The organism is Neorhizobium sp. JUb45 (genome assembly GCF_004343585.1).
Lineage (GTDB): Bacteria > Pseudomonadota > Alphaproteobacteria > Rhizobiales > Rhizobiaceae > Neorhizobium.
Genome location: NZ_SLYW01000012.1, coordinates 109,316 through 121,741, shown reverse-complemented (window position 1 = coordinate 121,741; position 12,426 = coordinate 109,316). Strand labels below are relative to the sequence as shown.

13 protein-coding genes are annotated in these 12,426 nt (G+C 57.8%); 10 read left to right on the top strand and 3 right to left on the bottom strand.

What is annotated here, in order from left to right; genetic code table 11:
- Nucleotides 1–301: 301 nt before the first annotated feature.
- Complete coding sequence (locus EDF70_RS30500) at nucleotides 302–691, top strand: HipA N-terminal domain-containing protein (RefSeq protein WP_245519387.1); 390 nt, start codon at nucleotides 302–304, stop codon at nucleotides 689–691.
- Complete coding sequence (locus EDF70_RS30495) at nucleotides 688–1,323, top strand: HipA domain-containing protein (protein WP_245519386.1); 636 nt, start codon at nucleotides 688–690, stop codon at nucleotides 1,321–1,323. The genes EDF70_RS30500 and EDF70_RS30495 overlap by 4 nt, the downstream gene beginning before the upstream one ends.
- Nucleotides 1,324–1,423: 100 nt before the next feature.
- On the opposite strand, the gene repC is transcribed toward EDF70_RS30495, so the two are convergent.
- From repC to repA, 3 genes are all read right to left on the bottom strand, one after another.
- Entirely contained in the window at nucleotides 1,424–2,638 is a 1,215-nt protein-coding gene (gene repC / locus EDF70_RS27035) for a plasmid replication protein RepC (RefSeq protein ID WP_132280455.1), read from the bottom strand.
- Between the two features lie 155 nt (nucleotides 2,639–2,793).
- Entirely contained in the window at nucleotides 2,794–3,813 is a 1,020-nt protein-coding gene (repB, locus tag EDF70_RS27030; RefSeq protein ID WP_132280452.1) for a plasmid partitioning protein RepB, read from the bottom strand.
- Entirely contained in the window at nucleotides 3,810–5,021 is a 1,212-nt protein-coding gene (gene repA / locus EDF70_RS27025; RefSeq protein WP_132280449.1) for a plasmid partitioning protein RepA, read from the bottom strand. The genes repB and repA overlap by 4 nt, the downstream gene beginning before the upstream one ends.
- A 452-nt stretch (nucleotides 5,022–5,473) precedes the next feature.
- On the opposite strand from repA, the gene trbB reads away from it, so the two are divergent.
- Genes trbB through EDF70_RS26985 form a run of 8 tightly spaced genes read left to right on the top strand, consistent with a single transcriptional unit; the run spans nucleotide 5,474 to nucleotide 12,417 of the window.
- Entirely contained in the window at nucleotides 5,474–6,439 is a 966-nt protein-coding gene (trbB, locus tag EDF70_RS27020; RefSeq protein WP_132280479.1) for a P-type conjugative transfer ATPase TrbB, read from the top strand.
- Nucleotides 6,429–6,821: a TrbC/VirB2 family protein gene (locus tag EDF70_RS27015; RefSeq protein WP_132280446.1), complete on the top strand. Its 393-nt coding sequence runs from the start codon at nucleotides 6,429–6,431 to the stop codon at nucleotides 6,819–6,821. The genes trbB and EDF70_RS27015 overlap by 11 nt, the downstream gene beginning before the upstream one ends.
- Nucleotides 6,814–7,113, top strand: a complete 300-nt coding sequence (locus tag EDF70_RS27010) for a conjugal transfer protein TrbD (RefSeq protein WP_132280443.1) — start codon at nucleotides 6,814–6,816, stop codon at nucleotides 7,111–7,113. Before EDF70_RS27015 ends, EDF70_RS27010 begins: the two co-directional genes overlap by 8 nt.
- A gap of 10 nt (nucleotides 7,114–7,123) precedes the next feature.
- Complete coding sequence (locus EDF70_RS27005; protein ID WP_132280440.1) at nucleotides 7,124–9,559, top strand: conjugal transfer protein TrbE; 2,436 nt, start codon at nucleotides 7,124–7,126, stop codon at nucleotides 9,557–9,559.
- Nucleotides 9,552–10,361: a P-type conjugative transfer protein TrbJ gene (trbJ, locus tag EDF70_RS27000; protein ID WP_132280437.1), complete on the top strand. Its 810-nt coding sequence runs from the start codon at nucleotides 9,552–9,554 to the stop codon at nucleotides 10,359–10,361. The genes EDF70_RS27005 and trbJ overlap by 8 nt, the downstream gene beginning before the upstream one ends.
- Nucleotides 10,358–10,561: an entry exclusion protein TrbK gene (gene trbK / locus EDF70_RS26995; protein WP_132280434.1), complete on the top strand. Its 204-nt coding sequence runs from the start codon at nucleotides 10,358–10,360 to the stop codon at nucleotides 10,559–10,561. The genes trbJ and trbK overlap by 4 nt, the downstream gene beginning before the upstream one ends.
- Nucleotides 10,558–11,733: a P-type conjugative transfer protein TrbL gene (trbL, locus tag EDF70_RS26990; RefSeq protein WP_132280431.1), complete on the top strand. Its 1,176-nt coding sequence runs from the start codon at nucleotides 10,558–10,560 to the stop codon at nucleotides 11,731–11,733. Before trbK ends, trbL begins: the two co-directional genes overlap by 4 nt.
- Before the next feature lie 21 nt (nucleotides 11,734–11,754).
- Entirely contained in the window at nucleotides 11,755–12,417 is a 663-nt protein-coding gene (locus EDF70_RS26985) for a conjugal transfer protein TrbF (protein ID WP_132280428.1), read from the top strand.
- Nucleotides 12,418–12,426 lie beyond the last annotated feature (9 nt).

Sequence of the window (12,426 nt, the reverse complement as noted above, 5' to 3'; positions counted from 1 at the left end):
GCCGGTCTTTGATTGGAATGGTGGCCGGCTTCATATCGGAATGCTGGCCGGTATTTGATCGGAATGGTGGCCGGCTTCACGTCGGAATCCGCAGACCCAGCGCGGACTCGCGACTAGCTGGCATATCGTACAGTTCTCTCCGCGTTTTCGAGGACACTGGCAAGGCATCGCTTGAAACCGTCGTAAGGATTGCCTTCGTGCTAGATGCTGAGACAGAGTTCGCAAAACTGTTTCCGCCCAGGGCAACACGAACGATCGACGATGTCATCGATCATCCCCTTCGGCAGAGGGTCCGCAAATCATGAAATTCGAACACGTTCACAAAATGAGCGTGATCCGCGATATCGAGAGCAAACCGAGAAAGCTCGGCACGCTTGCCTGGAGCAATGCCGAACGACGGGCCTATTTCGAATATGCGACCGAATTTCTCTCGGAACTGCTCCTCGTCTCTCCATTTCACCTGATGGCCAATGCTGGCATTATCGCGGCACCACGTGATCCGTTCGATGGCTTGCACGGCCTTTTAAACGACAGCCTGCCGGACGGCTGGGGCAGGATGTTGCTCGATCGTCTTTCTGCCGTCGGAACTTCCGGTATGGGTGCTCTGTCCTTCGCTCTCGTTCAGCACCAGATGGATGCCGCCGATCTCGATACGCTGCAAGGCGCCCAAGGTGGCTCCGCCGGCGCGTGACCAAAAACATGATCGGATTCGAGCCGGCGACAGACAGCGTCAATTTCGATTACGGCCAGAACATGCAGCCGGCATTCGAGCGCTGGATCCTCAAATCGCGCAGCAGCGAAGATCGGGCCGATATCGGCGCCGAGGAACAGGCCTACGTGCTGATGGCCCGTGCCGCGGGCATCGACATGGCCGAAACGCGGTTGTTTACCACGCGGAAGGGCAACAGGTTGTTCGCCACCAAACGGTTTGACCGCACCCCGGCAGGCAGGCTGCACATGCACACCGCAAGCGGCCTGCTCGATGCGAGCCATCGGGAGTCATCCGTCACTTACGAGATGCTGCACAAACTCACATGGTTGATGACCCGTGACAGCACGGAAGTGCTGAAAATGTTCCGGCGCATGGACTTCAATGTTTTATCCCGCAACCGCGACGACCACGCCAAGAACCATGCTTTTTTGATGAGCGCGGACGGCCAATGGCGACTGTCGCCAGCCTACGACCTAACCTATTCCTCGGGTCCAGGAGGTGAACACAGCGCAGACCTCGCGGGTGAGGGACGGGCGCCCGATACCTCCCATATGCTGCAGGTCGCAAAGGCAGCTCAGGCGATGGTCGATGAAAAGTGCGGGCAACGGTGAACTGCTGGCCATACTTTGCCGAGGAAGCAGGATTACCGGCAATTCGAATGAAGGAATTGAACAGTATCCTCACTCGCGGCTGAAAAATGGAACAATTCCTTCAGCCTGTCTTGCCGAGACCATGTCCGTTGGCCCGCAACTGCGCCATCACCATCGGCCCCAGCGAAAATTCGCCCTGCCTTGATCGACGGGTCAAATCACGGAGATAACCGCCTGGCGAATTGATCATGTTGGTTCGTTCCAGCATGCAGGCCACGGCAATCGCCGCATTTTCCGGCCCCATCGCCTCGCAGGCATCCTCATATGCCGACGGACTGATACCCAAGGCCGACCGAACGAGCACGCCGGCCGACATCAGATCGCGCCAGTTCTCGATGTTTCCCCCGGTCGCGTAATCAGGAATCTGCGGACAGGCTTTCAGCACGACCGATAGCGGAAAAGCCTTCAGCGGCTCACTCTTTGCCTGCTTCTTCTTGCTCGACTTCGCTCCCTGCTCTTTTTCGGAGCGAGGTTCAAATTCATTAGGAGATTCGGATTTTGAATTCTGTATGTGGCGCTCAATATGGGCATCATTGCTGCTCATATTTTGAGAACTCTCTTGGATTTCCAGCCGGTTGACGATCTCATCGCGCAACAGCGACATTTCATCCAGCAATCCTTCGATCTGGGCACGCGTTGGCGATCGCGGAATCCGAGACACGACGCCAACATATATGTCTTCAATCGTCTGCCAATCTCCCGCGGCACCCTCTTCCATGGCGGCCGAGATCAACTTACGAACATCACGCCGGCAGATGGTCAGGCACTCCTTGCTCTTACGGAACGCCGCCCGTTCAGCAACCACCTTCTGTGCCATGATGGCGAGTTCACCAGCACGGGTCAGAAGCGGGGATAGATCAAAGCCATAGGCAGATTCGACGGCCCCCTCTCCATCTTTTCGAGCGTAACGCTTTCCATTGGCGCTATCTTTGCGGAAGATGAGCCCAGCATTGACCAGAAGGGCGAGATGCCGGCGAAGTGTTGCTCCAGCGATTCCGTGCGCTCGCAGCGTCAGCTGTGCATTTGAGGGAAAGACAATCATCTGCGCGTCATGGCAGAACTCATTTTCCGGGTAAAAGCTCAAAAGCGCGTCCAGAACGGCTAGGCTGCGATCCTGCAGACCAAGCTCGATACGGGCCTCGCAAGCGTCGCGAAACACCCGCCATTTTTCAACAGTCCTGCCTTGCTCCATCGTGCTTACGGCAACTTGGCGTTTGACAAGCGCAAGCGTCACCGGCCGCCGCCCAAAAGGCGTCGTCACATTCCCCATGGTCATTTCTTTTCACCTTTCAGAAGGCAAAAGAAATCCGCTCACCAAAACGGTGCCAAGACTCTTGACGAGGATTCGAGGAAATGCGATTCTGTGTTTGCGAGACTACAGAATGAGGTTCCACGACGGCAACGTTGTTGGGGCCTTTTTCTTTTCCCGGCTTACTCTCCGTTTTTATGTTGTTTCTTCGCCTGATGCTCCTGGTAGAGCGCGGGCAATTTTTCAAGCACGAAGGCCGCAAAATCTGGCGTAGCTTTCCTGTCTATCGAAATTTCAAGCTTTGTTTTGCTTTGCGCCACTTGCGCCAGCCGGTCACCGGCAGGCGTGGCAAGGATCTGCGGCAGCTTGTTGGGGCCATGCTGGGGCTTCAGGCCATTCAGCACCGCTTTGAACCTGTCGACGGACGCGAGTCCTTGAACCTCATCCGAACGCGCCAGGGATATTACTCTCGCTGGCGATCCGGCTTTTTCGACAAGCCCTCCAAGCTGTTGCCAGCTCGGCCGCCCAATTCCTGGTGCTGGACCAATGGCATCGATGAATTCAGCGGGTAGAGCTTCTACGAGGAGGATCATCTTCGACAGATTGCTCTTGTCGATGGAGAGCGCTGCAATCACCACGTCACGTGAGAATTGCTTGTTCAGCTGGTACGCGAAGCGAGCTTTCTCAATGAAGGTCAGGTCTTCACGTTCATTGTTTTCCTGTCCCTGCGCCACGACGAGCTGCTCGTCCGTCAGGTCACGCACGATGGCCCGAACAGGCAGCCCGAGTTCGGATACCGCACGGAGACGACGATGACCGAACGCCACCTGGTATTGACCCGGTTTTTCGGGATGAGGTCGAACAAGGATCGGTACCTGCTGGCCTTGGTCGCGGATAGATGCCACCAGCCCTTCAACGTCGCCCGGCATGCGATCCTGAACGAATGACGGCTCAATGCGTGCCGCGTCGAGGTCGACGACGGTTTGGCCTTGAGCAAGACGACGCTCAATCTCTTCGGCGCGTTCAAATTTGGCTTTGCTCTCCGCAAACGCGTTTCCAACCTGGCTTGTCAGACGGGTCGCAGCATTGGTTTCACCCGGCGGCAAGGCCGTGCCGAGCATCGGGCGTACTTTCGCTCTCGCTGGCCGCTCCGTAAGTGGCTCTGACGTAACGGCGCCCTTAAGAATGTCTTTGCGGCTCATGTTCTGCCCCAAGCTTTCTTGATCAGGCTTTCAATCTCGTCATTGACGTTGTTCATAGACTCGAGAGCTCGATCGTACGTCGATCTGGTGAACTGGCTTCGCTCAACTTCATACAGTGTCTGGTTGGTCAATCCCGCATCGGAGACTGCTGTCGTTTTCAGCATCGGGTAATTCAAAACGTTCTCACCAAAGATCGAACGGAGGTATCCGACCATCTGGTTTTGCGGCCCATCACCAGGCTCATAGCGTGTGATAAGGTATCGCATCCAGTTGTAATCGAAACGCCCACCTGCTTCAGCGATCTCACCCAGCAGATCGGACGTCATGGCAAGAAACTGATTCATCGACATGACGTCGAGCATCTGGGGATGAACTGTGACAAGAACGGATGTCGCTGCCGTCAATGCGGCCATCGTCAGGTAACCGAGCTGCGGCGGGCAATCTATTACGACGACGTCATACGCATGTGCAACCTGCTCCAAGGTCTCACTGATGCGATTGAAAAACATCGTGTCGCCGGCCTTGCGTTTCATCAAGGCGCGCGGCGTTTCGTGCTCAAACTCCATCAATTCAAGATTGCCCGGGATCAGGTGAAGATCCGGGATATAGGTCGCCGTAATGATCTCGCCCATCGCCCGGGCACCGTCATACTTGATTGCTCCATAAAGCGTTTCGTCGGCGCCGACATCGGTTTCAGGCTGGACACCAAAAAGACTTGAAAGGCTTGCCTGAGGGTCGAGATCGATCGCGAGAACGCGATAACCGCGTAAGGCCAGATGCTGTGACAGGTGCGCTGCCGAGGTCGTCTTGCCCGATCCGCCTTTGAAGTTCATCACCGAGATGACCTGGAGCTGCTCACCCTCCCGCCGGTGCGGCAGGTATCGGCGGTTCCCCCGTCCTGTCTTGTCGAGATGATTGCGAATCTTGTGCATATCGAGCACTGAATAGGTGCGACGGCCGGCCGGCCCGGTGTTCACATCAAGCTCGTCGGAAAGGTCATTGGCGATGTTTCGCAGATGAACCTCTTTCACGCCGACAAGTTTCGACGCCTCTGCCGGCTGGAAATAGCGTATTGATTTTTCGGCAATCGGCGCGAATACACTATCGTGGTGAGACTGGAGCTGAGAAGCAAGCGAACGCGAATGCCGAGTGATCAGGCCGAGCAGGTCCTCATCATTCACCGGAGGGTTTGTCGCAGTTTTTCCCATTTCCGACCTAATCATCCATATTGTCGCTCTGGAGCATTTTTTTAGCTTTGCTCCGATGCTTGCAGTTAGAACCGATTCTGACCGGCAAGCAAGGCATTTAAGGTTAACGAAAGGTTAACTGGACCAATGCCTGACCGTGAATTCAACACCAAATGCCCACATCCAGCGCGATACAGCGCCATTTTCGTCTAGTTTGCTCGACTGAAAAAAAGAGTCGAAAACCTAACGAACTGTTTCACCATCGAGACATCTCGGCAAATCACCCTCATCAGCACCGCCTTCCAGTCTGAGTGATTCGCCTCGCCATCCCGGCAACACAGGAGAACTGTCGCCGACGATCCAGAGAAGCTGCCGAATTTTGGCACGAGTTTCGAGATGCAACTTTGCATCTCGACAAGCTCGCGGCGAGACAGTCTGTCTTGGGGCACTTCAAAACGAGGAGACAGCGCCTCATGCTCCAATCCCACTCTCGCCTGGTCCGCAAACTTCAGGACGCTCTCGGCGAACGCCTTTGTACCGCACTAGATGATCCGACTGTTGTCGAAATCATGCTCAATCCCGACGGCAAGCTTTTCATCGAAAGCCTCGAGCATGGGGTGGCGCCAGCAGGCGAGATGCCGGCGTCATCGGCCGAACTGGTCATAGGCTCCGTCGCCCATGCATTACAGTCAGAGGCAGACAGAGACCGACCGATCGTCTCCGGCGAATTGCCGATAGGTGGGCACCGGTTCGAGGGGCTCCTTCCACCGATCGTCAACGCTCCCTCGTTCACGATCCGGCGGCGAGCGTCACGTATCGTGCCGCTGAGCGATTACGTCGCCACCCAGGCGATGACCGCAGCGCAGGCATCCATCATTCGCGGCGCCATTGACAGCCGGTTCAACATCGTCATCTCCGGCGGCACGGGCTCAGGAAAAACCACGCTTGCGAACGCAGTTATTGCCGAGATCGTGTCGTCTTCGCCTGATGACCGCATGGTGGTCCTCGAAGACACCGCCGAGCTCCAATGCGCCGCGCAAAATGCCGTCAGTCTTCACACGAGCGACAGCATCGATATGGCTCGCCTTCTCAAAAGCACGATGCGGCTACGTCCGGATCGTATCATCGTCGGCGAAGTTCGTGACGGCGCGGCACTGACGCTTCTCAAGGCCTGGAATACCGGCCATCCGGGCGGCGTGACGACTATTCATTCCAATACGGCGATATCGGCTCTCAGGCGATTGGAGCAACTCACCGCAGAGGCAAGCCAGCAATCTATGCAGGCCGTGATCGGAGACGCTGTCGACCTGGTCATTGCGATTGAACGCGCCGGGAAAGGCCGGCGAGTACGGGAAGTCCTGCATATCGAGGGGTTCGACGGGTCGCGATACCAGACGAAACACTATCCGCAGATCGAGGAAGACAGCCATGCTGCATAATCATTCGCGCCAACTCGGAATATGGATCGCAGCGATAGCAGCGTCTATCGCAGCGCCTGCCTTTGCCGGCTCAGGCGGCAGCCTGCCTTGGGAAGGCCCTCTCGAGCAGATCCAGGAATCGATTACCGGGCCAGTGGCCGGCTATATCGCTCTTGCCGCAGTCGCCATCGCCGGCGGCATGTTGATATTTGGCGGCGAGCTCAATGATTTTGCGAGAAGGCTCGTTTATGTCGTGCTCGTCGCAGGAATCCTGCTGGGGGCAACCACGATCGTCGGTCTGTTTGGTTCGACAGGTGCCTCGATCGGCATCGAGACGCCAGCCGACCACGCGACAATCTCCAGGGCATCGATAATCTCGATAGGGGAGGGTATCGATGTCTGACGTCGGCAGCGCCCTTCATCGCAACCGGATTCACCGTGCTCTTTCGCGCCCGAACCTCTTGATGGGTGCCGATCGGGAGCTTGTATTGCTGACCGGACTTGCGGCGGTCATTCTGATCTTCGTCGTGCTCACCATCTATTCGGCGATCATCGGTGCCGCGATCTGGATCGTACTCCTCGGCGCTCTACGGATGATGGCGAAATCCGATCCGATGATGCGTCAAATCTACATGCGCCACCTGCGCTATCGATCCCACTACCGTCCGACATCGTCGCCATTGCGACGGTCCTGAGGAGGTGATGATGGTTGCGCTGCGCTCATTGCGTTCGACGGGCCCATCCTTTGCCGACTTGGTCCCTTATGCCGGACTTGTCGACAACGGCATCATTCTGCTCAAGGACGGGAGCCTGATGGCCGGCTGGTATTTTGCAGGTCCTGACCTGGAGAGTGCCACCGATCTTGAGCGCAATGAGCTTTCGCGCCAGATTAACGCGATCATGTCGCGTCTCGGATCGGGCTGGATGATCCAGGTAGAGACCTTGCGTTTTCCGACAGTCGATTATCCGCCCGCCGATAGAAGCCATTTCCCCGATCCCGTCACGCGAATGATCGATGACGAGCGCCGTCGGCACTTTGAACGCGAAAGCGGCCATTTCGAAAGCCGGCATGCGCTGATCCTGACGCACCGTCCAGTAGAGCGACGGCGCTCCGGCCTGGCCCGCTACATCTATTCCGACGCGGAAAGCCGATCGGTGAGCTATGCTGATGGTGCATTGGAGACGTTTCGCCGCTCGATCCGCGAGATCGAGCAATATCTGGGAAATACGATCTCGATCCAGCGCATGCTCACCCGCGAGGTACCGGAGCGCGGCGGCTTCAGGACTGCACGATACGACGAGCTTTTCCAGTTCATCCGCTTCGCGATCACCGGCGAAAGCCACCCTGTGCGACTTCCCGATATTCCGTTTTACCTGGACTGGCTGGCCACGGCGGAACTCGAACACGGACTGACACCGCGCGTCGAAAACCGATACCTCGGCATTGTCGCCATCGACGGATTACCTACAGAAAGCTGGCCGGGCATCCTCAACAGCCTTGACCGCATGCCTTTGACCTACCGATGGTCATCCCGCTTCATTTTTCTCGATGCGGAAGAGGCCAAACAACGGCTGGAACGCACGCGCAGGAAATGGCAGCAGAAGGTGCGGCCATTCTTCGATCAGTTGTTCCAGACACAGTCCCGGTCCATCGACCAGGACGCCATGTCCATGGTGGCTGAGACCGAGGATGCCATAGCGCAGGCATCGTCACAACTCGTGGCCTACGGCTATTACACCCCGGTTATCGTCCTGTTCGATGAGAATCGCGAAGCCCTGCAGGACAAGGCAGAAGCCGTTCGCCGCCTTGTGCAGTCGGAAGGGTTTGGCGCGCGGATCGAGACGCTGAATGCGACCGACGCCTTCCTCGGCAGCCTTGCGGGAAACTGGTACAGCAATATCAGGGAACCGTTGATCAACACGCGCAATCTCGCGGACCTCATACCTCTCAATTCGGTCTGGTCGGGAAATCCCTTGGCTCCTTGCCCTTTTTATCCAGCCGAGGCACCGCCTCTCATGCAGGTGGCCTCCGGCTCGACGCCTTTCCGTTTCAACCTGCATGTCGAAGATGTCGGACACACGCTGATATTCGGCCCATCCGGCTCCGGAAAATCCACCTTGCTCGGGCTGATCGCTGCCCAGTTTTGCCGCTACGAGAATGCCCAGGCCTTCGTTTTCGACAAGGGCAATTCCATGCTCCCCCTGACACTGGCAGTCGGAGGCGATCATTATGAAATCGGAGGTGGAGAAGGGCTGAAGGGCGATCTCGCCTTTTGCCCCCTTCAGGACCTGTCGAAAGACGTGGACAAGGCATGGACCTGTGAATGGATCGAAACACTTGTGGCCGCGCAGGGTGTCACGGTCACACCCGACCATCGCAATGCGATCTCGCGCCAGATTGCTCTCATGGCATCGGCCAGCGGTCGTTCGCTTTCGGATTTCGTCAGCGGCGTTCAGATGCGCGAGCTCAAGGACGCACTGCATCACTATACCGTCGACGGGCCTATGGGCCTGCTGCTCGACGCCGAGGAAGATGGTCTGACGCTTGGCCGCTTCCAATGTTTCGAGGTCGAGCAGTTGATGAATATGGGCGAACGCAATCTCGTGCCCGTGCTGACCTATCTTTTCCATCGGATCGAGAAGCGCCTCGATGGCCGGCCGAGCCTCATCATCCTTGACGAGGCGTGGCTCATGCTCGGTCACCCCGTGTTTCGCGCCAAGATCAGGGAATGGCTGAAGGTGCTGCGCAAGGCCAATTGCGCGGTTGTGCTGGCGACGCAATCGATTTCGGATGCTGAGCGCTCCGGTATCATCGACGTACTGAAGGAATCCTGCCCGACAAAAATCTGCCTCCCGAATGGTGCTGCCCGCGAACCCGGCACCCGCGAATTTTATGAGCGGATTGGTTTCAACGAACGTCAGATCGAGATCGTCGCGAATGCCATTCCGAAGCGCGAATATTACGTCACATCGCCTGACGGGCGCCGGCTGTTCGACATGTCACTCGGCCCCGTCACGCTTTCCTTCGTCGGCGCTACCGGCAAGGCCGACCTGGCCCGCATCCGGGCGCTGCACGCCGATCATGGACAGTCCTGGCCGCAACAATGGCTTCTGGAAAGAGGGATAAACGACCATGCATGACCAAACTCAAGGCCGATCGGCAGGACGTTCGCTTTTCGCTGTCTCCATCTCGCTGATGCTCGCAACCTCGCCCACCGCGTCATTCGCTGGAGCTGCGGCCGGCGGCGCGACGGAATGGACGCAACTTCTCAACAATGGCGAGCTGATCTCGCTGGTCGGTCAATCCGGCGAGCAGATCACCAACCAGATTACCCAGATCACCCAGCTTGCCGAGCAAATCCAGAACCAGCTCAACATCTACAAGAACATGCTGCAGAACACGGCGCAGCTTCCCAAACACATATGGGGGCAGATCGAAGGTGATCTTGGCCAGTTGCGCGATATCGTCGCCGAGGGGCAGGGCATCGCATTTTCGATGGGCAATGCCGACGATCTTTTGAAGCAGCGCTTCAAGAGTTTCGCCGATCTCAAGACCAGTCTGCCGAATGCCGAAAGTTTTTCGACGACCTATCAGACATGGTCGGAAACCAATCGCGACACCATCGCCGGAACGCTCAAGGCGGCAAGTCTGACAGCTGATCAGTTTGACAGCGAAGAAGAGACGATGAGTGAGCTGCGATCAATGTCGCAGACCGCCGATGGCCAGATGAAGGCGTTGCAGGTCGGACACCAGATCGCCACGCAACAGGTCGGCCAGATGCAGAAACTGCGCGGCCTGGTGTCCCAGCAGATGACACTGATGGGCACGTGGCTGCAGAGCGAACAGACCGACAAGGATCTGGCTCAGGCTCGGCGTGAAAAATTCTTCAATGCCGAAGTCCGGGACATTCCGGAAGGCCAGAAGATGGAGCCACGCTGGTGAATAAGACGCTTTTGCTCTCGATCCTGGCCTGCGCCATCTCTGTCGCGGCATTGTCAGTCAGCCTGACGGTCCGGCGTGACGCGCCGGATCCCCCGAACATGAGCGAGGAGCAACGGAAGGCAAGGAAGAAATTCTTCGGCACGGGCAAGACTTTACCGCCGATCCCGAAGGGCCAGGAGATGCGGCCGAGATGGCAATGATCAAGATTTGGAAGGTCACACAGTTTGCCGGGCCGCTGCTGCTCCTGCTGGCCGCCCCGGCCTTGGCCCAGCAGGGTGATGTCCTGACGGAGCTGCAGAACCAGGTTTCGGCGGCCGCCCAAGGCTGGGAGAACACGATCATGGATGCGGCGCGGTCGCTGTTCTGGATCCTTGCCGGTATCGAGGTCGGCATTGCCGCCGTGTGGCTCGCAACCCAGGCCGCCTCCCTCGACAGCTGGTTTGCCGAGCTTGTCCGCCGCATCATGTTCATCGGCTTTTTTGCCTTCGTGTTGACGCAGGGGCCAAGTTTTGCGCGTGCGGTCGTCGACAGTCTTTTCCAGATCGGATCAGGCGGGGGTTCGGCCTCGCCGGCGGAAGTGTTCGATGCCGGCATCCGTGTCGCATCGCAGATGTCGGAGCAGGCGAAGTTCGGCGTGTTCGAGGACAATGCTCTCGGGATCGCAGCCGTTCTTGCCATGGGTATCGTGGTCGTCTGCTTTTCGCTCGTCGCGGCCATCTTCGTGTCCGTCATGGTCGAAATGTATGTAGGCCTGCTGGCCGGCATGATCATGCTCGGACTTGGCGGATCGTCGTTCACCAAGGACTTCGCGATCCGCTATCTCGTTTATGCCTTTGGTGTCGGCATGAAGCTGATGGCACTGGTGATGATTGCCAGGATCGGATCCGAAGTGCTGTTGGGCATGGCCCGGGCACCGACCGCGGAAAGCGACCAGTTCATTACCACCCTTGCCATAGCCGGCGTATCGGTCGTCGTTTTCATTATCTCGATGTATGTGCCGACCATATTGCAGGGCGTGGTTCAGGGCGCATCCGTTACGGGCGGAATGGAAACCATCCGCCATGGTGGACAGGCAGCGTCATTTGCTGCGGGTGGTGCGTTTCTGGCCGCCGGCGCCGCCGGTGCCGGGTTTGCCGCTGCACAGTCGGCGAGAGCCGGTGGATCATCTGTTGCCGGTGCCGCACTGCGTGGCATGGGCGCGAGCTTTACGTCAGGGGCCGCAGCAACGGGCTCGGCGGCCAAGGAAAAGGCGATCGGCGCACCGGGTGCATATGCCGGGTCGCTGCTCGGGCTTGCAAACGCCAAGCTCGACCAGGCTCGGGGCAACCCCGCGTCAAAACCGGTCTCACCCGAACGATCGGATAAACCATAACCCGCAGACAGGATGGGCAGAATGGCAGCGCCACGCACACCCGACAATCCCTATATCGCCGCAAGGCAGGAATGGTCGGAACGATACGGTTCCTACGTCAAGGCCGCAGCCGCCTGGCGAACCGTCGCCATATTGAGCCTGACAATGGCAGTAATCGGCTTTGGTTATGCGCTTTATCTCAGCACACAGGTGAAGCTCGTTCCCTACATTGTCGAGGTGGACAAGCTTGGAACCACGGTCTCTGCCGGCTTCCCGCAGCAGATCGAGTATGCGGACGCACGTGTCGTGCGGGCGTCCCTTGGTGCTTTTGTCACAAGCTTCCGGTCAGTCACCCCGGATGCCGTTGTGCAGAAGCAATATGTCGACCGGGCCTACGCACTTTTGCGGACAGGCGATCCCTCGACCCAGAAGGTCAATGCCTGGTTTCGGGGTAACTCGCCGTTCGAGAAAGCCGTGAATGCGACGGTGGCCATCGAAGTCAACAATATCGTCGCGCTTTCCAACCACACATACCAGATCGACTGGACGGAGTACGAGCGCGATCGACGGGGAAGGGACCTGGCCACCAGACGCTTCCGCGGCATCGCCACCGTCTCGATCAACTCACCCCAGGATGAAACCACGATCCGGCTCAATCCGATCGGCCTCTACGTCATCGATTTCGACTGGACCGCGCAACTCTAATGGCAGGGA

Excerpts from the sequence above, each read along its gene's own strand:
- EDF70_RS27005 (WP_132280440.1), top strand. The coding sequence starts at position 7,124 with ATGGTTGCGCTGCGCTCATTGCGTTCGACGGGCCCATCCTTTGCCGAC.
- repB (WP_132280452.1), bottom strand. The coding sequence starts at position 3,813 with ATGAGCCGCAAAGACATTCTTAAGGGCGCCGTTACGTCAGAGCCACTT.
- trbJ (WP_132280437.1), top strand. The coding sequence starts at position 9,552 with ATGCATGACCAAACTCAAGGCCGATCGGCAGGACGTTCGCTTTTCGCT.
- EDF70_RS26985 (WP_132280428.1), top strand. The coding sequence starts at position 11,755 with ATGGCAGCGCCACGCACACCCGACAATCCCTATATCGCCGCAAGGCAG.
- EDF70_RS30500 (WP_245519387.1), top strand. The coding sequence starts at position 302 with ATGAAATTCGAACACGTTCACAAAATGAGCGTGATCCGCGATATCGAG.
- EDF70_RS27015 (WP_132280446.1), top strand. The coding sequence starts at position 6,429 with ATGCTGCATAATCATTCGCGCCAACTCGGAATATGGATCGCAGCGATA.
- EDF70_RS27010 (WP_132280443.1), top strand. The coding sequence starts at position 6,814 with ATGTCTGACGTCGGCAGCGCCCTTCATCGCAACCGGATTCACCGTGCT.
- repC (WP_132280455.1), bottom strand. The coding sequence starts at position 2,638 with ATGACCATGGGGAATGTGACGACGCCTTTTGGGCGGCGGCCGGTGACG.
- trbL (WP_132280431.1), top strand. The coding sequence starts at position 10,558 with ATGATCAAGATTTGGAAGGTCACACAGTTTGCCGGGCCGCTGCTGCTC.
- repA (WP_132280449.1), bottom strand. The coding sequence starts at position 5,021 with ATGGGAAAAACTGCGACAAACCCTCCGGTGAATGATGAGGACCTGCTC.
- trbB (WP_132280479.1), top strand. The coding sequence starts at position 5,474 with ATGCTCCAATCCCACTCTCGCCTGGTCCGCAAACTTCAGGACGCTCTC.